General features: G+C 69.7%; 13 protein-coding genes and 1 tRNA gene. 10 read left to right on the top strand and 4 right to left on the bottom strand.

The genetic code is table 11. The features are described from left to right. The first annotated feature begins 15 nt into the window (after positions 1-15). Entirely contained in the window at positions 16-1026 is a 1011-nt protein-coding gene (locus ACI6GS_RS09105) for an NAD(P)H-binding protein (protein ID WP_439817474.1), read from the top strand. 36 nt (positions 1027-1062) lie between these two features. Here ACI6GS_RS09105 and ACI6GS_RS09100 read toward each other — a convergent pair whose 3' ends face one another. Further along, positions 1063-2859 carry a PHA/PHB synthase family protein gene (locus ACI6GS_RS09100; RefSeq protein WP_439817473.1) on the bottom strand — a complete coding sequence of 599 codons (1797 nt, stop codon included), beginning with the start codon at positions 2857-2859 and terminating at the stop codon, positions 1063-1065. A 190-nt stretch (positions 2860-3049) separates the two neighbouring features. Here ACI6GS_RS09100 and ACI6GS_RS09095 point away from each other — a divergent pair, with 190 nt between their 5' ends. The 4 genes from ACI6GS_RS09095 (at position 3050) to glpX (ending at position 8545) form a co-directional block, all read left to right on the top strand. After that, positions 3050-4888, top strand: a complete 1839-nt coding sequence (locus ACI6GS_RS09095; protein ID WP_439817472.1) for a hypothetical protein — start codon at positions 3050-3052, stop codon at positions 4886-4888. A 71-nt stretch (positions 4889-4959) separates the two neighbouring features. Beyond that, positions 4960-6204, top strand: coding sequence for an LL-diaminopimelate aminotransferase (locus ACI6GS_RS09090; protein ID WP_439817471.1), 1245 nt, complete (start codon positions 4960-4962; stop codon positions 6202-6204). Continuing rightward, on the top strand, positions 6204-7526 hold the full coding sequence (locus tag ACI6GS_RS09085; RefSeq protein ID WP_439817470.1) for a homoserine dehydrogenase: 1323 nt from the start codon (positions 6204-6206) through the stop codon (positions 7524-7526). Before ACI6GS_RS09090 ends, ACI6GS_RS09085 begins: the two co-directional genes overlap by 1 nt. Before the next feature lie 68 nt (positions 7527-7594). Continuing rightward, positions 7595-8545: a class II fructose-bisphosphatase gene (gene glpX / locus ACI6GS_RS09080; protein ID WP_439817948.1), complete on the top strand. Its 951-nt coding sequence runs from the start codon at positions 7595-7597 to the stop codon at positions 8543-8545. A gap of 188 nt (positions 8546-8733) precedes the next feature. On the opposite strand, the gene ACI6GS_RS09075 is transcribed toward glpX, so the two are convergent. From ACI6GS_RS09075 to clpS, 3 genes are all read right to left on the bottom strand, one after another. Beyond that, positions 8734-9087 carry a bleomycin resistance protein gene (locus tag ACI6GS_RS09075; protein ID WP_439817469.1) on the bottom strand — a complete coding sequence of 118 codons (354 nt, stop codon included), beginning with the start codon at positions 9085-9087 and terminating at the stop codon, positions 8734-8736. 64 nt (positions 9088-9151) lie between these two features. Then, positions 9152-11494 carry an ATP-dependent Clp protease ATP-binding subunit ClpA gene (gene clpA / locus ACI6GS_RS09070; RefSeq protein ID WP_439817468.1) on the bottom strand — a complete coding sequence of 781 codons (2343 nt, stop codon included), beginning with the start codon at positions 11492-11494 and terminating at the stop codon, positions 9152-9154. A 137-nt stretch (positions 11495-11631) separates the two neighbouring features. Further along, the gene (clpS, locus tag ACI6GS_RS09065) at positions 11632-11958 is read right to left on the bottom strand and encodes an ATP-dependent Clp protease adapter ClpS (protein WP_439817467.1); all 327 of its coding nucleotides are present in this window, start codon (positions 11956-11958) and stop codon (positions 11632-11634) included. Positions 11959-12397: 439 nt separating this feature from the next. Between clpS and ACI6GS_RS09060 the strand changes: the two genes are divergently transcribed. The 5 genes from ACI6GS_RS09060 to ACI6GS_RS09040 all read left to right on the top strand — a co-directional run bounded on the left by ACI6GS_RS09060 (position 12398) and on the right by ACI6GS_RS09040 (position 19962). Continuing rightward, positions 12398-12471: transfer RNA gene (locus ACI6GS_RS09060), tRNA-Gln, on the top strand. A 136-nt stretch (positions 12472-12607) separates the two neighbouring features. After that, positions 12608-14890 (top strand): calcium-binding protein, encoded by a 2283-nt coding sequence (locus tag ACI6GS_RS09055; RefSeq protein ID WP_439817466.1) that lies wholly within the window; start codon positions 12608-12610, stop codon positions 14888-14890. An 82-nt stretch (positions 14891-14972) separates the two neighbouring features. Then, on the top strand, positions 14973-16112 hold the full coding sequence (locus ACI6GS_RS09050; RefSeq protein ID WP_439817465.1) for a serine hydrolase domain-containing protein: 1140 nt from the start codon (positions 14973-14975) through the stop codon (positions 16110-16112). 132 nt (positions 16113-16244) lie between these two features. Further along, positions 16245-18320, top strand: a complete 2076-nt coding sequence (locus ACI6GS_RS09045; RefSeq protein ID WP_439817464.1) for a methyl-accepting chemotaxis protein — start codon at positions 16245-16247, stop codon at positions 18318-18320. A gap of 178 nt (positions 18321-18498) precedes the next feature. Further along, positions 18499-19962, top strand: coding sequence for a phospholipase D-like domain-containing protein (locus ACI6GS_RS09040; RefSeq protein WP_439817463.1), 1464 nt, complete (start codon positions 18499-18501; stop codon positions 19960-19962). Positions 19963-20098: the final 136 nt, after the last annotated feature.

The following is a 20098-nucleotide window of genomic DNA, read 5'->3' as shown; positions in this document are numbered from 1 at the left end:
CGCAGGCTGGACGCCATGGGGTGCGTCGAGAACAAGCCGGACCGTAATGCGCCGGATTCCCTGCGGGTCTGCCTTCTGGGGGCCAGCGGCACGATCGGCCGCGCCGTGGCCGCGGCGCTGGTGCGTCGGGGTCACCAGGTGACCTGCCTCCTGCGCGGTTCCACAGTCCCCCCGGCGCTGGCGGACATGCTGGCCGGCACCCGCCTCCGCCTGGCGGATCCCACGGACCGCGCCGCCCTGGCGCGCGACGGTTTCGGCGGCGCGCCGTTCGACGCCGTCGTCTCGTGCATGGCCTCGCGCACGGGCGTGCCGCGCGATGCCTGGGCGATCGACCATCGCGCCCATGTCAATGTGCTGGAGGCGGCGCGCCAGACGGGAGTCCGCCATTTCGTCCTGCTGTCGGCGATCTGCGTGCAGAAGCCGCTGCTCGCCTTCCAGCAGGCCAAGCTGGCATTCGAGGCGGAGCTCGTCGCCTCGGGCCTGCGCCATTCGATCGTGCGACCCACCGCGTTCTTCAAGTCGCTGTCCGGTCAGATCGACCGGGTGCGGCGCGGCCGCCCCTTCCTGGTCTTTGGCGACGGCACCCTGACCGCATGCAAGCCGATCAGCGATGGCGACCTGGCGGACTACATGGCCGACTGCCTGGACGATCCCGCGCGCTGGAATCGCATCCTGCCCATCGGCGGGCCGGGCGCCGCCATCACCCCGCGCCAGCAGGGCGAATGGCTGTTCGCCCTGCTCGACCGCCCGGCGCGCTTCCGCTCGGTCCCCGTGGCGCTGCTTGATGGCATCGCGGGCGGGCTCGGCCTCCTGAGCCGGGTCGCGCCCCGCCTGGCGGACAAGGCGGAGCTGGCCCGCATCGGCCGCTACTACGCGACGGAGTCGATGCTGGTGCGCGACCCGGTCAGCGGGCGCTATGACGCGGACGCCACGCCGTCGACCGGCAGCCAGACCCTGCTGGACTTCTACCGCGCGGTGCTGGCCGGCGCCCCAGCGCCAGAGCGCGGCGACCACGCCGTGTTCTGACGCCGTCGCCGATCCGGCGGACGGGCGGTCAAGGGCTCAGGAGCGCACCTTGACATAGCTGCCGGGCGCATCCTCCAGCACCTTCAGCTTGGCGTCGCCAGGCACGCGGGCGGGCACCTTGTCCCCCGACTTGGGAGCCAGCCAGGCGTCCCAGTCCTCCCACCACGAGCCCGGATGCTCGACGGCCCCGGCGAACCATTCCTCGACCGTGGCGCAGGACTTGTCGTTGAGCCAGTGCTGGTACTTCTTCGCGGCGGGCGGGTTGATGACGCCGGCAATATGGCCGGACCCCGCCACCATGAAACGGATCGGCCCGGAATAGAGCTTCGTCGCCTTGAACACCGAGCGATAGGGCGCGATGTGGTCGTCGCGGCTGGCCTGGAGATAGATCGGGATCTTGACCTGGCGCAGGTCAATGGGCACCCCCCGCAGCGTGACGCCGCCCGGCTTGGCCAGGTTGTTGGCCTGGTAGCATTCGCGCAGGTAGAAGCTGTGCAGCTTGGTCGGCATGCGAGTGGCGTCGGCGTTCCAGAACAGCAGGTCGAACGGAAACGGATCCTTGCCCAGCAGGTAGTTGTTGACGACGAAGCTCCAGATCAGGTCGTTGGCGCGGAGCATGTTGAACGTGGTCGACATCTGCTGCCCGTCCAGGAAGCCCTTGCGCTGCATCATGGACTCGATGTTCTCCAGCTGCTCCTCGTCGATGAAGATCGACAATTCGCCGGCTTCGCTGAAGTCGACCTGGGCCGCGAAGAAGGTGCAGGACTGGATGCGGTCGTCACCCGTCGCCGCCATGTAGGCCAGCGTCGCCCCCATCAGCGTGCCGCCGATGCAATAGCCGATGGCGTTGACGTGGGTCTCGCCCGTCGCCTGCTCGATGGCCCCCAGCGCCGCCAGGATGCCCTCGTCCATGTAGTCCTCGAACGTGCGCTCGGCCAGCTTCTCGTCCGGGTTGACCCACGACACGACAAAGACGGTGTAGCCCTTCTCAAGCATCCACTTGATGAAGGAATTGTCCTGCCGCAGATCCAGGATGTAGAACTTGTTGATCCAGGGCGGCACAATCAGCAGTGGCCGGCGATAGGTCTCCGCCGTCTTCGGGATGTACTGGATCAGCTGGATGATGTCGTTCTGGAAGACGACCTTGCCCGGGGTGATCGCGATGTTGCGACCGACCTCGAAGGCGTTCATGTCGGTCATCTTGATGGCGAGCTGGCCCTTGCCGTCGTCCAGGTCCTTGAGCATGGTCTCAAGGCCGCGGACCAGGTTCTCGCCATTCGACTCCAGCGTCGTGCGCAGGACCTGGGGATTGGTCAGCACGAAGTTGGACGGCGCCATCGCGTCGACGAACTGCTTCGTATAGAAGTCGACCTTCTTCGCCGTCTTGGGATCCAGTCCTTCCACATTGTGGACCGTGTGCTGGAGCCAGCGCGCCGTGAGCAGGTAGGACTGCTTGATGAAGTCAAAGACCCCGTTCTCGTCCCAGTCGGCGTGGTTGAAGCGCTTGTCCCCCTTGGCCGGCTTGATCACCGGCTTGGGCTCCTGCCCCATCAGGCGCAGCGTCGTCGTCTGCCACAGGGTCAGGTAGTCCTGCCACAGGGCCAGGTTCGCCTCGGCCAGGCGGGCCGGGTTCGCCATCATGCGCTGCGTCATTTCCAGGAAGGCGGAGCCGATGTTGAACGGGTCGGCCGACGGCGGCTTGGCGCCGGGCTCCATCTGCCGGGACAGGAACTCGGACACAAGCTTCCGGCTGCGCGCCGCGATCTTGACCAGATTGGCTCCGAGTGCTGCCGGGTCTGGAATCGGCATGTCTCGGGCCGGTTGATCCCCCATGGCGCTATCCTCTAATGTCGCCGCGACGCTGAATCGGTCGCCACACGAGCCCGAGCTTCCATTGGCCCGAACCGCTTGGCGTCCTGACTATAAGGGGGTAGCACCCCTTTTTTGAAGCCGATTGGCAGGTGGCCGGAAAGACGCAACGTCGCTGTCCGGCCAAGCGACGAGGAAGTCACGAGGTGGCGGTATGCGATTCCTGACGGTTGCCGGCCTGCGCCGGCGCAGTCTTGTCGCCGTGGCCGCGGTGGCGTGCCTGGGCAGTGCTGCAGGCGGCTGCGCCAGTGATGCCACCACGGCCGAGGGCGAAACCTCCCAGCTTGGCAATGTGATGGCCGGCGGCACGCCGGCGCCCACCGCCAACACGACGACCGACGGCCTGGACAGCGTCAACACCGGCTCGGTGATCGAAGGTCCCGGCGCGACCGGCCTCGGCAATGTCAGTTCCGCCCAGGGCGGCGGCGAGCAGACCCCCGCCGAACGGGCGGAGGCCCAGGCCAAGGCCGACGACGCACCCGAGGGGTCCTACCTGTTCGATTTCCTGGGCATCCCCCGGGACGAGCCCCGCCGCCCCCAGGCCGCGGTTCCGGTCGATGGCAGCGACCCTGACGCCTTCCCCAACCTGGCGACTGTCCCCGGGCGCCCGGACCGGCCGCGCACGGCGCTGGAGCGCGAGGATGTGACGCAGGGCCTGCAGGGCGACCTGCAGAACGCGCGCCACACCGACCAGGACCTGCGTGGCGGGATCGAGCCCGAGGCCGCGCCGCCCCGGCCCCTGGCGACCGCGCCCGATCCGCTGGCGGGGCCCGCCAGCGGCGCCTCCAGCCTGGACAGCGTGCCCGGCGGACTGGCCGACCTGCCCCCGCCTGCAGACCCGCTGCCCGCCGACCCGCCGCCGGTCGAGGCTGCCCCCGCCGAGGCGCCGCCGGTCGAGGCCGCGATGCCTGACCCGCTGCCGGAACCCGCCCCGCTGCCGGAAGCGGTCGCAACGCCCGCGCCATCTTCGGGCAGCTATCTGTCCGGCAGCATGCTCTCCAGTCCGCAGGGCCGCCTGCGCAGCAGCTATACGCCCTCGCTCCTGAGCCCGATGCCGCCGCCTCCGGCGATCGGCGCGCCGGTCCCGGCCGAGCCCGCGCCCTTCCCCCCGCCGGCCGATGCCGCGGCGCCCACCAGCAGCGATATCGGCGCCCCCGTCGAGCCGCCGCCGCCCGAACCGCAGGCGGCGCTGGAGGCGCCCGCCGCCGACCTGCCGCCGGCCGAGGCGGTGCAGCCGCCCCTTGCCGGAACGCTGAGCGATAGCGCCACCACGGATGCTGCGGCGGCGCAGGCCCTGGCCGCGGCCGGTGGCCCGCCCGTGGCCCCGCCGGATCCCGCGGCGGGCGCCCCCGTGCTGGCCGGCACCCTGGCCCCGGTCGACACGGAGACCGTCGATGCCGCCGCCGCACGGGCGGTGGCGGAGGCCGCCGCCGCGACTCCGCCTGCTCCGGCGCCGTCCAGCCTCGATAGCCCGACGGTCGCGGACGCCCTGGCGCCCGCCGCGGTGGCCAGTGCGCCGCCGGCCCCGGCCGGCGCGCCGCCGGTCGGACGCACGGTGGAGGAGATCACCGCCACGGCCTTTGCCGCGTCCGGCACCGGCAGCGTGCCCTCGCCCGACCAGCCCGGCCCGCAGGTGGCGATGATCACCGGAGCGGGAGCAGGTGGCGTCAATCCGGCGGCATTGCCGCCCGCGCTGCCCATGGGCCAGCCCGCCGCCGTGATCGAATTCTTCGAAGGGTCGAACCGCCTTTCCGCGAAGGACCAGGAACGCCTGCAGGAGGCCTATCTGGCCTATCTGCGCGGCGCTGCCCGGATCCGGGTCGTGGGCCGCACGGGGCCCGGCGACGGCGAGGGCTTCGACGCCTTTGCCGTCGGCCTGAAGCGTGCCGAGGCCGTGGCCCAGCAGCTGATCACCCTGGGCGTGCCCCCGGCCTCCGTCGTGGTCGAGGCCAAGCCCGGCGAGGGCCGCAAGGCCCAGGTCTATATCGAGTAGTCGTCTCCGCCATCCAGTATCCGGCGTCCGGGCATACAGGTCTGCCCGGCGCCACCAGCCAGGACCCCGTCATGGAAAGCGAGTTCCATCGCGTTCGCCGCCTGCCCCCTTACGTCTTCGAGGTCGTCAATTCCCTGAAGGCCAAGGCGCGCGCAGCGGGCGAGGACATCATCGACTTCGGCATGGGCAATCCCGACATGCCGACCCCCCGCCATATCGTGGACAAGCTGGTGGAGGCCGTGCAGGACGGCCGCACCCACCGCTATTCCAGCTCGAAGGGCATCCCCGGCCTGCGCCGCGCCATGGCCGGCTACTACCAGCGCCGCTTCGGCGTCGACCTGGATCCGGAGCGCGAGGTGATCGCGACGCTGGGCTCCAAGGAAGGCCTTGCCAACCTGGCCCAGGCGATCACGGCACCAGGCGACGTCATCCTGTGCCCCAACCCCAGCTATCCGATCCATGCCTTTGGCTTCATGATCGCAGGGGCCGCCCTGCGGCACCTGCCGATGGACCCGGGCGCGCCCAGGGCCGAGGACTTCATCGCCCTGCTGGAGCGGGCGGTGCGCCATTCGGTCCCGGCGCCGACCGCGCTGGTCCTGAACTTCCCGTCCAATCCGACGGCGCAGGTCGTCGACCTCGACTTCTATGGCCAGGTCGTCGACTTCTGCCGGTCGCGCAACATCTGGATCCTGTCGGACCTTGCCTATGGCGAGATCTATTTCGACGGCGTCCCCCCGCCCTCGATCCTGCAGATCCCGGGCGCCAAGGAGATCGCGGTCGAGTTCACGTCGATGTCCAAGACCTATGCCATGCCCGGCTGGCGCATGGGCTTTGCCGCCGGCAATCCGCGCCTGGTCCAGGCCCTGACCCGGATCAAGTCCTACCTCGACTATGGCGCCTTCACGCCGATCCAGGTCGCGGCGACCGCCGCCCTGAACGGGCCGCAGGACTGCGTCGAGGACATGCGCACGATCTATCGCAGCCGCCGCGACGTCCTGATCAAGGGCCTGACCGATGCCGGCTGGGACGTCCCCAGTCCGTCGGCCACGATGTTCGCCTGGGCCCCGCTGCCCCCCGCCTTTGCCGCGATGGGCAGCCTGGAATTCTCCAAGCGCCTGCTGGCGGAAGCGAAGGTCGCCGTGGCGCCGGGCGTCGGTTTTGGCGAATACGGCGACAGTTTCGTGCGCATCGCCCTGGTCGAGAACGAGCACCGCACGCGCCAGGCCGTGCGCGCCATCAAGCGCTTCCTGGCGCAGCACGACCCGGCCCAGTCCAGCGCCCCCCGCGCCAAGCCGCGGGAGGCATCGGCCGCCTGATGGAACCCGGCAAGGACGTGATGCGCATTGGGGTCGCCGGCCTGGGCACGGTCGGCACCGGGCTGTTGAAGCTGATCGCGGCCCATGGCGACCGCCTGGCCCAGCGCTGTGGGCGCCGCCTGGTCGTGACCGCCGTCTCGGCCCGCGACCGGGCCAAGGCCCGCGACGTGGTGATCGGGGCGGATGTCACCTGGCACGCCGATCCGGTCGCCATCGCGGCCGACCCGCGCGTCGACGTGGTCGTCGAGCTGATCGGCGGCTCCGACGGGCCCGCCCATGAGCTGGTCAAGGCAGCGCTGCAGGCGGGCAAGCCGGTCGTCACCGCGAACAAGGCACTTCTGGCCCACCACGGCACCGAGCTGGCCGCCCTGGCCGAGGCGCGCGGCGTCAGCCTGAACTTCGAGGCGGCGATTGCCGGCGGCATCCCGATCGTCAAGGCCCTGCGCGAAGGGCTGGCCGGCAACGGGATCGAACGCGTGGCCGGCATCCTGAACGGCACGTCGAACTACATCCTGACCCACATGGCCGAGAGCGGCCGCCCCTTCGCCGACGTCCTGGCCGAGGCGCAAGACCTCGGCTATGCCGAGGCGGACCCCAGCTTCGACGTCGACGGCGTCGATGCCGCGCACAAGCTAAGCCTGCTGGCCAGCCTGGCGTTCGGCACGGCCGTCGACTTCGACGGTGTGGCGGTAGAGGGGATCCGCGCGATCACGCCGCTGGACATCGCCTATGCCCGCGAGCTTGGCTTTCGCATCAAGCTGCTGGGCCTGGCCCGGCCGACCAGTGAAGGGATCGAGGCGCGCGTGCATCCCTGCCTGGTCCCCGAAGGTCAGGCCCTGGCCCATGTCGACGGCGTCTTCAACGCGGTCGTCGTGGCCGGCGACTTCGTCGACCAGATGGTGTTCGAGGGCCGCGGCGCCGGCCAGGGGCCGACAGCCTCGGCCGTTGCGGCCGACCTGGTCGACATCGCCCATGGCCTGGTCCTGCCCCCCTTTGGCGTGCCGTCCGCGGCCCTGCGTCCCGCCGCCCGCTCCCCCATTGCCAACCGCGAGGGGCCGTACTACCTGCGCCTCAGGGTGCTGGACCGGCCCGGCGTCATCGCCGACATCGCGGCAATCCTGCGGGATGAAGCCGTGTCCATCGAATCCCTGCTGCAGCGTGGCCGCGCGACGGAGAGCGACGATGGCGTCGCGGTCGTAATGGTCACGCATGAGACACCGGAATGGCGCATGATCCGCGCCGCGGCCCGGATCGCGGACCTGTCCGCCGTCCTGGAAAAGCCGGTGATGATCCGTATCGAGACCCTGGAGAAGACGCAATGACCTCGACACCGCGCAAGTCGGCCAAGGCAGAGCAGAAGACCGACGGCACGGGCAGTTCCCCTGGCCAGATGGACCGCGTGCTGGTCCTGGAACTGGTGCGCGTGACGGAAGCGGCGGCCATCGCCGCCGCGAAGCTGACCGGCCGCGGCGACGAGAAGGCCGCCGACCAGGCCGCCGTGGACGCCATGCGCCGCGCGCTGAACCAGCTCGACATCGACGGCACCGTGGTGATCGGCGAGGGCGAGCGCGACGAGGCGCCGATGCTCTACATCGGCGAGAAGGTGGGCTCGGGCAAGGGACCGCGCATCGACATCGCCCTCGACCCGCTGGAAGGCACGACCATCACGGCCAAGGCAGGGCCCAATGCGCTCGCCGTCGTGGCGCTGGCCGACAGTGGCAACTTCCTCAACGCGCCCGACGTCTACATGGACAAGATCGCGGTCGGTGCTGGCCTGCCCGACGGCATCATCGACCTGGACCGCACGCCGGAAGAGAACATCCAGGCTGTCGCCAAGGCCAAGGGCGTCGAGATCGGCGACATCACCGCCTGCATCCTGGACCGCCCGCGCCATGCCGAACTGATCGCCCGGGTCCGCGCCGCCGGCGCCAAGGTGCAGCTTATCCCTGATGGCGACGTGGCCGGCGTGATCGCCACCACCAACCCGGAGACGGGCGTCGACATCTATTTGGGCTCGGGCGGCGCGCCGGAGGGTGTCCTGGCGGCGGCGGCGCTGCGCTGCACCGGCGGCCAGATGCAGGGCCGCCTGCTGTTCCGCAATGATGACGAGCGCGGCCGCGCCCGGCGCATCGGCATCACCGACCTTGACCGCAAGTACAACCTGATGGACCTGGCCAAGGGGCACGTGATCTTTGCCGCGACGGGCGTCACCGACGGCTCGATGCTCGAAGGTGTCCGCCGCTCGCCCCGCGGCCTCAGCACCGAGACGGTCGTGATGCGGTCGACCTCGGGCTCGGTCCGCTGGATCAAGACCTGGCACGGCGCCGGCAAGACGTTCTGAGGCGGACGCGGACTGGATTGAAGCGACTGCGCGTGATCCTTGTCCCGCGCATCCCGCGAAGTCCGGGATCCAGAGCCGCAAGGACAGCCCCGGGGGCTCTGGATTCCCGCTTCCGCGGGAATGAGCGACGATAGATGCGCGCTTTCATCGGGTCGGACGCGCGCAGAGGGTAGCCCACAAGGGCAGGGTTATTCCCCTGGGGCCAGGCCGAAGCGGAGCAGATTGCCGTGGGGGTCGTGAAGGGTGAACTCCTTCATGTCCCAGGGTCGCAGCTCGAACTTCGAAAGGCGCTCGACGCCGCGCGCGCTGAACTCGGCGTAGAGATCCGCGACCTGGCCACCGCGAATGTAGCAGCCGGTATTCTCCGGGAAGCGGCGATCGTCGGTCAGCCAGAAGTGCAGCTCCATCTCGTCGCGCCGCACGATGAGATAGGCCGCATCCTCATAGACCAGGGCAAAGCCCAGGCGCCCGACATAGAAATCCCGACTCTCCCGGATGTTCAGGGACGCCAGGATCGGGATTGCGCGGGCGGTATCGGTCATCGGGTTTCCCGCCATGGGCAGGCACCCTCCCCCATGGGCCACATGGGGGAGGGTCGGGCCAGGCTCAGGTCGCGAGTTCGGGCTCGCGTTCGCTGTCGCTGTCGGCGTCGTCCTCGCCGGCGCGGGGACGCGGCGGGGCCTCCGTCACCTCGAACGCCATCTTGCCATCGACCAGGTCGACCTTGACCGTGCCGCCCTTGGCCAGCTTGCCGAACAGCAGGTGGTCGGCCAGCGGCTTCTTGATGTGCTCCTGGATCACGCGGCCCAGTGGACGCGCGCCATAGTGCGGATCGAAGCCCTTCTCCCCCAGCCAGTTGCGGGCGGCGTCCGTCAGCTCGATCACCACCTGGCGGTCGGAGAGCTGTGCCTCCAGCTGGAGGACGAACTTGTCCACCACCTTGGCGATGATCTCCTGGTTCAGGCCGGCAAACGGAATGATCGCGTCCAGCCGGTTGCGGAATTCCGGCGTGAACAGCTTCTTGATCGCCTCCTCGTCCTCGCCCACGCGCGCATTGCGCTCGAAGCCGAAGGCCGCCTTGGCCATCTCGGACGCGCCCGCGTTCGTCGTCATGATCAGGACGACGTTGCGGAAGTCGATCTTCTTGCCGTTGTGGTCGGTCAGCTTCCCGTGGTCCATCACCTGCAGCAGGATGTTGAACAGGTCGGGATGCGCCTTCTCGATCTCGTCCAGCAGCAGCACGACATGCGGGTGCTGGTCGATCGCGTCGGTCAGCAGGCCGCCCTGGTCGAACCCGACATAGCCCGGCGGCGCGCCGATCAGGCGCGAGACGGTGTGCCGCTCCATGTATTCCGACATGTCGAAGCGGACCAGCTGCACGCCCAGGATCGAGGCCAGCTGCCGCGCCACTTCCGTCTTGCCGACGCCCGTGGGGCCGGAGAAGAGGTAGGATCCGATCGGCTTCTCGGCCTCGCGCAGGCCGGCGCGGGCCAGCTTGATGGCGCTCGACAGGGCGTCGATCGCGCCGTCCTGGCCGAACACCACGCGCTTCAGCTCGACTTCCAGGTTGCGCAGCTGCTCCCGGTCGTCCTTCGACACCGACTTCGGCGGGATGCGGGCGATCTTGGCGACCACCGCCTCGACCTCCTTCACCCCGATCGTCTTGCGGCGCTTGCCCTCGGGCAGCAGCATCTGGGCGGCACCCACCTCGTCGATCACGTCGATCGCCTTGTCGGGAAGCTTGCGGTCATTGATGTACTTGGCCGACAGCTCGACCGCGGTGCGGATCGCCTCGTTCGTGTAGCGGACCTTGTGATAGTCCTCGAAGTACGGCTTCAGCCCCTTCATGATCTTGACCGCGTCGTCGACCGACGGCTCGTTGACGTCGATCTTCTGGAAGCGGCGGAGCAGCGCCCGGTCCTTCTCGAAATAGGTCCGGAACTCCTTGTACGTGGTCGAGCCCATGCAGCGCAGCGAGCCGCTGGCCAGCGCCGGCTTCAGCAGGTTCGAGGCGTCCATCGAGCCGCCCGACGTGGCGCCGGCGCCGATCACGGTATGGATCTCGTCAATGAACAGGATGGCGCTCTCGTGCGCCTCCAGCTCGGCGATGACCGCCTTCAGCCGCTCCTCGAAATCGCCGCGATAGCGGGTGCCCGCCAGCAGCGTGCCCATGTCGAGGGAGAAGATGGTGGCGCCGCGCAGCACCTCCGGCACCTCGTCATTGACGATCTTCAGCGCCAGGCCTTCCGCGATCGCGGTCTTGCCCACGCCGGGATCGCCGACATAAAGGGGGTTGTTCTTCTGGCGGCGGCACAGGATCTGGATCGTGCGCTCCAGCTCGGCCTGACGGCCGATCAGGGGGTCGATCTTGCCGGCGCGGGCCTTCTTGTTGAGGTCCACGCAATAGGCATCCAGCGCTTCGCTGCCTTTCTTCACGCCAGGGTCCGCCTTCTTTGCTTGGGCGCCGTCTTCCTCGGCGCCACGCACGGGCCGGCCCTCGCTGGCGCCGGGGCGCTTGGCGATGCCGTGGGAGATGTAGCTGACCGCGTCCAGCCGCGTCATGTCCTGCTCCTGCAGGAAATAGGCGGCGTGGCTTTCGCGTTCGGCGAAGATGGCGACCAGCACGTTGGCGCCCGTCACCTGCTCGCGGCCAGAGGACTGGACGTGAATGACGGCGCGCTGGATCACGCGCTGGAAGCCGCCGGTCGGCTTCGCATCCTCGCTGCCATCGACAACCAGGTTGTCGAGCTCGGTATCAAGGTACTGGATCAGCGAACGGCGCAGGCGGTCCAGATCGACATTGCAGGCCCGCATCACGGACGCCGCTTCCAGGTCCTCGGTCAGGGACAGCAGGAGATGCTCAAGCGTCGCGTACTCGTGATGGCGCTCGTTCGCCTTGGCCAGGGCGCGATGCAGGCTCTGCTCGAGGCTGCGGGAGAAAGACGGCACGCTTGTGTCCTCCACTCAGGCCGGCGAAAGGCCGGCCTGCAAAACCGGTTCGGCTTGCCCCATGCCAAGCCGTATCAAGGCCCCCTCCCCCTGCGGTCCCTATCCGGAACCACAGAACCCGTTTGCCCCTCGCTTGTTCATTCCTTTTCCATCGTGCACTGCAGCGGATGGGAATGGCGACGGGCAAAGTCGATCACCTGGGTCACCTTCGTCTCGGCAACCTCGAACGTATAGACGCCACAGACGCCGACGCCCTTCTGGTGGACGTGCAGCATGACCCGTGTCGCCTCCTCGCGGCTCTTGTTGAAGAACCGCTCCAGGACGTGGACGACGAACTCCATGGGCGTGTAGTCGTCGTTCAGCAGCAGCACCTTGTACATCGAGGGCTTCTGCGTCTTGGGCTTGACCTTGGTCACGATGCCGGTCGCGGGACCACCCTCGCCGCCGCGCTTGATGTCGCTCATGCGGGGCCCGGCGCCCGGGCCTGCCGCGCCCTCGGGCTGTCCGGCCGCTCCGCCCATCCTGTCCCGTCGTCCGCGATCCAAGGTCATACCCGTCAACGTCAGCACCCGCCCCCCACGCCGCACATCCCGTGTCCCGCGCCGCGCGCGGGTCCCTGGCGGCGTCCTGTCAACCTTCACGCGGTCCACCCCGCGATTCCTGCGCAACCTGTGCCGCGGAGTGTCCCAGATCCGCCGGGACCCCGCACCGGGCTTTCGTCCGGGGCCAACGCCGGGGGTGTCCCCACGACGCCCGCGCGTCCGCGACGCACGCCGCGATCGAGTATGCGCGCCAGCGGCGCCCCCCCTCAAGCCACGTCAGCACCGCGGGCGCGGGTTCGCGGGCACAAGGGGGGTTGACAAGAGCGCCCACCCCGACGATTGTCCCGGCCCACGCCGCCGTTGGGGGATCGTCTAACGGTAGGACAGCGGACTCTGACTCCGCCAGTCTAGGTTCGAATCCTAGTCCCCCAGCCACCTTCATCCGCATCATCCGAACCGACACGAAGGCCATTTGCGCGGTCGCGCAGGGGTTTCCGTCAGTGCACCGCATGTCTTGGCGCGCAGTGCGTGATAGCCTGCGGCCGCGTCTTATGGGGGCAGGGCACGGGGCATGGTGACGTTTACGGGTACTGCAGGTGCCGACACGTTCGTGGGCGGGCCGGGGGCCGATCTGGTGCGCGTGGCGCCTGCGGACCTGGGGCCGCTGGACATGCTGGCGGGCGGGCTGGGCGGGATCGATGTCCTGCAGCTCACGGCGGCGGGCACGATCGGGACCGCGGCGCTGGCGGGTGTCTCGGGATTCGAGCGGATCCAGCTGGCCAACGGCTCCAACAGCCTGACGCTGACGGCGGCGCTGGTTGCGTCGGCCGAGGGCGGTGTGCTGGGCATCGCAGGCGGCACGGGCAACGACCTGGTCGATGCGCGGGCGCTGGGCGCCTCCCTGGCCATCGACGTCACGGCCGGCGGCGGCGGCGCCAGCGACACGCTGCTGGGCGGTGCCGGGGCCGACACGTTCCGCTTCACGATGGGAGAGCTGACCGGATCCGACCGGATCGTGGGTGGCGATGGTGCGGCGCAGGATCGCCTGGTGTTCACGAGCGTCGGGAATGTCGCCGCGACCGCCCTGGCCCGCGTGTCGGGGATCGAGGTGATCCAGCTGGCCAATGGTGGCGGCAACATCACGATGCCGCATGCGCTGCTGGCCAGTGCCACGGGCAGCACGCTGACCCTGGTCGGCGGAGCGGGCGCCGATACGATCCGGGTAGAGGATCCGACCGGCCCCACAGGAACCGCCACGCTTGTCCTGGATACTGGTGGCGGCACCGACGCGGTGAGCGTCCCGGGTGGTGGCGCGCTCGTCCTGTCGGGCGACCTGGGGGCGGGTGACGACAGCCTGACGCTGCGCTTCGGCATGGCGCTGGGCATGCACAGCGTCGCGGGCGGGGCCGGAACGGACACCCTGCACCTGATCCAGACGACGGGCCTGCCCCCGCCCCAGGCCCTGAGCCTGACCATGGGCGACGGCATCACGGGGTTCGAGCGGGTGGTCCTGGACGCGCCAGCCCCGACCGCGGGGGTCACGCTGATCCTCAACGACACACCGGGCCTGGTCGTCACCAGCGCGCGGCTCGACCTGGACCTTGGCCTCTACCTGGGCGATGGCGGCCAGACCGCGATCGGCGGCCTGGGCCAGGACGACCTGCACGGCGGCAGCGGCGACGACCTTCTGGTGAGCGGCGATGCTTCGGCCAACGTGGCCCCGGGCATGCGCGGCGTGAACTACATGGATGGTGGCGCTGGCCGCGACACGCTGCTGGGCGGAAACGACACGGACCTGGTCGTCTATGACCCGGCCGATGCCACGGTCGACGGTGGCGGGGGCGACGACAACCTCTACGTCTCCAGCGGCGGCGTGTTCGACCTGGGCCGGGCCAACCAGAACATCAGCGGCTATGGCGGCATTGTCCGGAGCTTCGAGGACGTGCAGGCAGTCGGCACGATCGGGGTCCGGGTGATCGGCACGGACTGGGCCAACTGGCTGCAGGGCGCGGCCGGCGACGATGCGTTCGAGGGTCGCGGTGGCGACGACTACCTTGCCGGCGGAGCGGGCCAGGATACGCTGCATGGCGGCGATGGAGCCGACATCCTGATCGGTGGCAGCGACCGCGATTTCCTTTATGGCGGCCCGGGGGCCGACACACTGCTGGGCGGGGCCGGCGACGACGTCATCGAGTTCGATCCCGACGACGTCCTGATCGACGGCGAATCCGGCGTGAACTGGCTTGAGACCACGGTCGGCGGCGTCATCGACCTGGGGGCCGCGGACCACTCACCGTCCGCGGCCGTCGTGCGCAACTTCGTTAATGTCGGGATCTCGGGCGGCCTCCATGCCACGGTCGTCGGCAGCAACGGTGCCAACATCATCGACGCCTGGAACGGCCGCGGCACTTTCGACGGCGGTGGCGGCGATGACACGCTGATCTCTGGCGCCGGCAACACGCTGACCGGGGGCGCCGGGGCAGACGCATTCGTGCTCACCGGCTTCCAGAACACGATCACGGACTTCACGCCGGGCACCGACACGTTCCAGTTCGGGCCATCCGGCCTTGTACCGCCGCTCGACACCGTCGCGCTCGATCCAACCGGAGAGGGCGACCTGAGCGGGGTCGATGTCGTGATCTATACCGGCGGATCCCTCAACGACGGCGCGGACGTGGAGGCCTATCTGGCGGGACGCAGCACCGGGCTGCCCGTCTCCCTCGTCCTGGCCGAGAACGATGCCGGCGAGACGATCCTTTGGCACACGCCGGGCGGCTTTGGCCACGCACTGGCCAACCTGGGCACCATGCTGGCCCCGGCGGACTTCAGCGCGGCCGATTTCGTCTATTCCTGACTCGCGGTCCCCGCCAACCACCCGGCTCCCATCCCGCTCCCGCGTGCTAGACAGGAAGCGCATTCGAAACGGGGGGAAGACGATGGCGGGCACAGACGGGATCGACGCGGTTCTGGACTCGGCAATCGCCGAGAAGCAGCTGGTGGGCGCGAGCATCCTGGTCGCGCAAGGGGGCAAGCCCTTCTTCTCGCGCGCCGTCGGCCTGGCGGACCGGGAGGCGGGGCGGCCGATGGCGCTCGACACCGTGTTCCGCCTGGCCTCCGTGACCAAGGCGATGGTGACCGCCACGGCGCTGGCCATGGCGGAGGCGGGTCAGCTGGGCCTGGACGATGCGGTGACCCGCTTCCTGCCCGGTTTCACGCCGCGCCTGCCCGACGGGACGGCGCCCACGATCACCATCGGCCAGCTGCTCACCCACACGTCGGGCCTGGGCTATGGCTTCCTGCAGCCGGCGGACGGTCCCTATCTGGTCGCCGGCATTTCGGACGGCCTGGACCAGCCGGGCCTGGGCATGGCGGAGCACATGGCCAGGCTGGCGTCGGTGCCGCTCTTCTTCCCGCCGGGGGCGGGCTGGTTTTACTCGGTCGGCATCGACGTGGCCGGGGCCGTGCTGGAGCGGGCCGGCGACGCGCCGCTGCCGGAGCTGGTGGCGCGGCATGTCACGCAGAAGCTGGGCATGGCCGATACCGGCTTTGCGATTGCCGACCGCTCGCGCATGGCGGCCGCCTATGCCGATGGCGCGCCTGAGCCCGTGCTGATGGGGGAGCGGCATGTCGTGCCCTTTGCCGAGCTGTCGGGCATCCGCTTCGCGCCGGAGCGGATCTTCGATCCAGGCTCCTTCCCCTCGGGCGGGGGCGGCATGGCGGGCACGGCGCCCGACTTCCTGCGCTTCCTGGAGGCCATCCGCACGGGCGGTGCGCCCATCCTGAAGGCCCATTCGGTCGCCACGATGCTGGCCAACCAGATCGGGCCGCTGGACGTGGCGATCACCGGTCCCGGCTGGAAATTCACCTATGGCTTCTCGGTCCTGGACGATCCCGCGGCGGCCGCCTCGCCCCAGTCGCGCGGCACGGTCGCCTGGGGCGGCGTCTATGGCCACAGCTACTTCATGGATCCGGCCCGCGACCTGAGCGTGGTGGCCTTCACCAACACGACGATCGAGGGCATGGCGGGGCCATTCACGGTGCGCCTGCGCGACGCCATCTACGCCGCGCTGGCCTGAGGGCCAGTGCCGCGCCCGCTGGGATCGCCCAGATCCCGGCGGGCCGCGGCAGAGTACGCCCACGGATTGTTTACAACTCATCAACTGCTTCAGCCTCACAACTTTTGCTATAAGAGCAACGGGGTGAGCGCCATGGCCCACTGGCCGATCCGGAAGAAGCTGATCGCTGGTTTTTCGGGGATCCTGTTGATCCTGCTGGCCGTGTCGAGTGGCCTGGCGCTGGGGCTGGTCCGCATCGACCATAGTTTCGAGACGTTCTCGAACGGCTCTGACCACACCTACGCTCTGGAGGAGCTGCGCGTCAGCGCCACCCTGCTGCGCCTGCGGACCAACCGCTATATCGGCACCGGGACCCCTGGCGACCTGGACGCCGCGCACAGCCTGGCCACGGAACTGGCCCGCGATGCCAATCGCCTGGCAGGCGAAGCCCTGAACCCGGAGGAGACCGACACCTTCCGCCAGGTGGGCACGATGATCCGCGCCTATATTGCAGCGACCGACGAGATCGCCGCCCACATGGCACGGCGCGAGGTGCTGCTGGCCGACGTCCTGAACCCCGCGGCGGTCCAGGTCGCGGAGCGGGTGCACGCCCTGACCGCGCATGCAGCGGCGCAGGCACCGGGTGCCCTGCTCGCCATCGCGCGCTTCGACGAGGCGTTCTTCTCCGCCCGCTCGCAGCTGTTCAAGGCCCTGCAAAGCCGGCGCGAGGAGGATGGGGCGAGCGCCGCGCGACTGTTCGATGCCGCGGAGGCGGCCTTCGCCACCCTGGCACAGACCATCCAGGACCCCTTGGCCAGTCCGCTGGTCGAGGGACTGGCGGCGGAACAGCGGCGCTATGTCGGCGGAGCGCGCGAGTTCCTGGCCACGATCCCGGCGGTCGAGACGATCCGCACGAGCAAGCTGGACGACCTGGGTACCCGCATCGACCAGCTTTTCGTGGCGCGTGTCGGCGAGCGGCGCAGTTCCGACCTGGCGGTGCGCGAGGCATCGCAGCTGGAAATGACCTGGCTGATCTGGGCGACGGGCATCGTCACGCTGGCTGCGATCGGCTTTGGCACGCTGCTGGCGCTGCGCCTGGGCAATTCGATCGGCGGGCCGGTCATCGCCCTGACGGAGGCGATGAAGCGCCTGGCCGCCGGCAACCTGGACCAGGCGGTGCCGGGCCAGGAACGCGGCGACGAACTGGGTGCCATGGCCGCTGCCGTGCAGGTCTTCAAGCAGGCCGGCCTCGACAAGCTGGCGCTGGAGCGCGAGGCCGACCAGGTCCGCGCGCAGCAGGCGGAGGCCGCGCGCCGCCAGGCCGAAGGCGAACGCCAGGCCCGCCTGGCAGAGGAGGCCCGGATTCAGGGCCAGGTCGAACGCTCGCGCCGCATTGCCCAGTTGGTCGAGGCCTTCCGCAACGGCATTGCCCGCGTGGTCGCCAGCGTGGGCGCGGCGGCGGTCGAGTTGCAGAGCAACGCGCAATCCCTGTCGGCCAGCGCGGACCAGACGGCGGGCCAGGCGTCGCGCGTCAGCGCCGCCGCGGAGCAGGCCTCGGCCAATGTCCAGATGGTGGCCAGCGCCAGCGAGCAGCTGGCCAGCTCGTCGCAGGAGATCGGCCGCCAGGTGGAGCAGTCCGCCACCCTGTCGGGCCGCGCGGTGGACGAGGCCAGCGACACCGCGCAGACCATGCGCGCGCTGGAGAACGCGGCCGGCCGCATCGGCGATGTGGTCAAGCTGATCCAGGGCATCGCGGGTCAGACCAACCTGCTGGCCCTGAACGCGACGATCGAGGCCGCGCGGGCGGGCGAGGCGGGCAAGGGCTTTGCCGTGGTCGCCAGCGAGGTCAAGACGCTGGCCAACCAGACGGCCCGCGCGACCGAGGAGATCGCCCAGCAGATCGACGACATTCAATCGTCGACCCGCGGCGCCGCCCAGGCCATCGCCCGCATCGACGGTTCCATCCGCGAGCTCAACACCGTCGCCGGCGGCATTGCCAGCGCCGTGGAGGAGCAGGTCGCGGCCACCGCCGAGATCGCGCGCAACGTGCAGCAGGCGGCGTCCGGCACGTCCGACGTCACGGCCGGCATTGACGGCGTCAGTCAGGCGGCGCAGGTCACGGGCGATGCCTCTGGCAGCGTCCTGGCGACCGCCTCCGACCTGTCCCGCCATGCCGAGACTCTGCGGGCCGAGGTCGACCGCTTCATCGCGGAGGTCGAGGCGGCCTGACGGCGCCAAGGCGGAGCGCACGACCGCGACGGGCGGCGGGAACTGGTGCCCGTCGCGGCCGTTTCCCTTGTGGGCCGAGTGGCCCAGCCGGCCCCGCTTGGGCGCCGGTCGTTCGCGGGACCGAACCGGGGAGCCATCGTTGAGTTCCTTGCCTCAGACGCCTGCGCGCTCCTTGCCCGTGGCGACGCCCCCCCTGTTGCAGCCCGGGCGGAACTGCTGGCGCATCGTGGACGCCGACCGCCTGGCCCTGATCATGGAGGCGGATGCCTATTTCAAGGCGGTCAAGGAAGCGATCCTTGAGGCCCGTCATTCGGTCTATCTGATCGGCTGGGACTTCGACACGCGCATCAAGTTCGAGCCGGAAGGCCAAACCCTGGAGGGGCCCAACCGCCTGGGGCCGTTCCTGCGCTGGCTGGACAAGAACCGGCCCACGGTCAACGTCTATGTCCTGAAATGGGACCTGGGCGTGATCCAGGCCCTGGGCCGCGGTACCACCCCCCTGGCGGTGCTGGACTGGATGACCAGCCGCCGCATCCATTTCAAGCTGGACGGCGCCCATCCCATGGCTGCCGCCCATCATCAGAAGATCGTGGTGGTCGACGATGTCGTCGCCTTTTGCGGCGGGATCGACATGACGGCCGACCGCTGGGACACGCGGGCGCATCGCGACAAGGACCCGCGGCGGCGGCGGCCGAGCGGGCGGCGCTATGGCCCTTGGCACGATGCCTCGACTGTCGTCGATGGCGCGGTGGCGCGGGCGCTGGGCGCGCTGGCCCGCGAGCGCTGGACCTGGGCCTGCGGGGAGGAACTGGAGCCGCCGCGCGACTGCCCGGCGATCTGGCCCGCCTCCGTCACGCCGACATTCAACCGCATCCCGGTCGCCGTGGCCCGGACCATCCCCGAGTACAAGGACCGGGCCGAGGTGCGCGAGATCGAGCGCCTGTACCTGGATGCGATCGCCGGGGCGCGCCACGTCATCTATTGCGAAAGCCAGTACTTCGCCTCCCGCCGCATCGCGGAGGCGATGGCGCAGCGCCTGCGCGACCCGGACGGGCCGGAGATCGTCGTCATCAACCCGGAATCCGCCGACGGCTTCCTGGAGGCGGTGACGATGGACACCGCGCGCTATCGCCTGCTGAAGCTGGTCAACGACGCCGACGCCCACAAGCGGTTCCGCATCTATACGCCGGTGACCGCGGGGGGTGCGCCGATCTATGTCCATGCCAAGATCATGGTGGTGGACGATCGCCTGCTGCGGGTCGGCTCCTCCAACTTCAACAACCGGTCGATGGGCTTCGACACCGAGTGCGACCTGGCGGTGGAAGCCCCCGCCGGCGAGGCCGCGGGGCGGGAGGTCCGTGCCGCGATCCTGGGCGTGCGGCACGACCTGCTGGCCGAGCACCTGGGCGCCCGTGTGGCCGAGGTGGCGGAGGCCGTCGCCGCGCGCGGCGGCAGCGTCATCCAGGCGATCGAGGCGCTGCGCGGCCCGGGGCGCAGCCTGGTCCCCTATGCCCCGGACAAGCCCGCGCGGATCGAGGAAGCGCTGGCCGAGAACGACCTGCTGGATCCGGAGCGGCCGCCGTCCTGGGGCCGCAAGGTCCTGCGGACCCTGTCGCTGCAGCGGGCACTGGGCCGCCGCTGAGCGCCACGCCCTGCTGCCACGGCGGGTCGTCCGGCGGCGGATACATTTCGTATCACATCCCGTGGTCCCTCCACGGCCTGGATGTACGATGGTTCAGGTTGACGCCATGATCCGGCCATGTTGATGGGCACCATCA

The organism is Zavarzinia sp. CC-PAN008 (assembly GCF_051903925.1).
GTDB lineage: Bacteria > Pseudomonadota > Alphaproteobacteria > Zavarziniales > Zavarziniaceae.
This window is presented reverse-complemented; position numbering and strand designations above follow the sequence as displayed.

What these genes read in the sequence shown, in the direction of transcription:
- ACI6GS_RS09105 (WP_439817474.1), top strand. Translation starts at nt 16, where the DNA reads ATGGGGTGCGTCGAGAACAAGCCGGACCGTAATGCGCCGGATTCCCTG.
- ACI6GS_RS09100 (WP_439817473.1), bottom strand. Translation starts at nt 2,859, where the DNA reads ATGGGGGATCAACCGGCCCGAGACATGCCGATTCCAGACCCGGCAGCA.
- ACI6GS_RS09095 (WP_439817472.1), top strand. Translation starts at nt 3,050, where the DNA reads ATGCGATTCCTGACGGTTGCCGGCCTGCGCCGGCGCAGTCTTGTCGCC.
- ACI6GS_RS09090 (WP_439817471.1), top strand. Translation starts at nt 4,960, where the DNA reads ATGGAAAGCGAGTTCCATCGCGTTCGCCGCCTGCCCCCTTACGTCTTC.
- ACI6GS_RS09085 (WP_439817470.1), top strand. Translation starts at nt 6,204, where the DNA reads ATGGAACCCGGCAAGGACGTGATGCGCATTGGGGTCGCCGGCCTGGGC.
- glpX (WP_439817948.1), top strand. Translation starts at nt 7,595, where the DNA reads ATGGACCGCGTGCTGGTCCTGGAACTGGTGCGCGTGACGGAAGCGGCG.
- ACI6GS_RS09075 (WP_439817469.1), bottom strand. Translation starts at nt 9,087, where the DNA reads ATGACCGATACCGCCCGCGCAATCCCGATCCTGGCGTCCCTGAACATC.
- clpS (WP_439817467.1), bottom strand. Translation starts at nt 11,958, where the DNA reads ATGAGCGACATCAAGCGCGGCGGCGAGGGTGGTCCCGCGACCGGCATC.
- ACI6GS_RS09055 (WP_439817466.1), top strand. Translation starts at nt 12,608, where the DNA reads ATGGTGACGTTTACGGGTACTGCAGGTGCCGACACGTTCGTGGGCGGG.
- ACI6GS_RS09050 (WP_439817465.1), top strand. Translation starts at nt 14,973, where the DNA reads ATGGCGGGCACAGACGGGATCGACGCGGTTCTGGACTCGGCAATCGCC.
- ACI6GS_RS09045 (WP_439817464.1), top strand. Translation starts at nt 16,245, where the DNA reads ATGGCCCACTGGCCGATCCGGAAGAAGCTGATCGCTGGTTTTTCGGGG.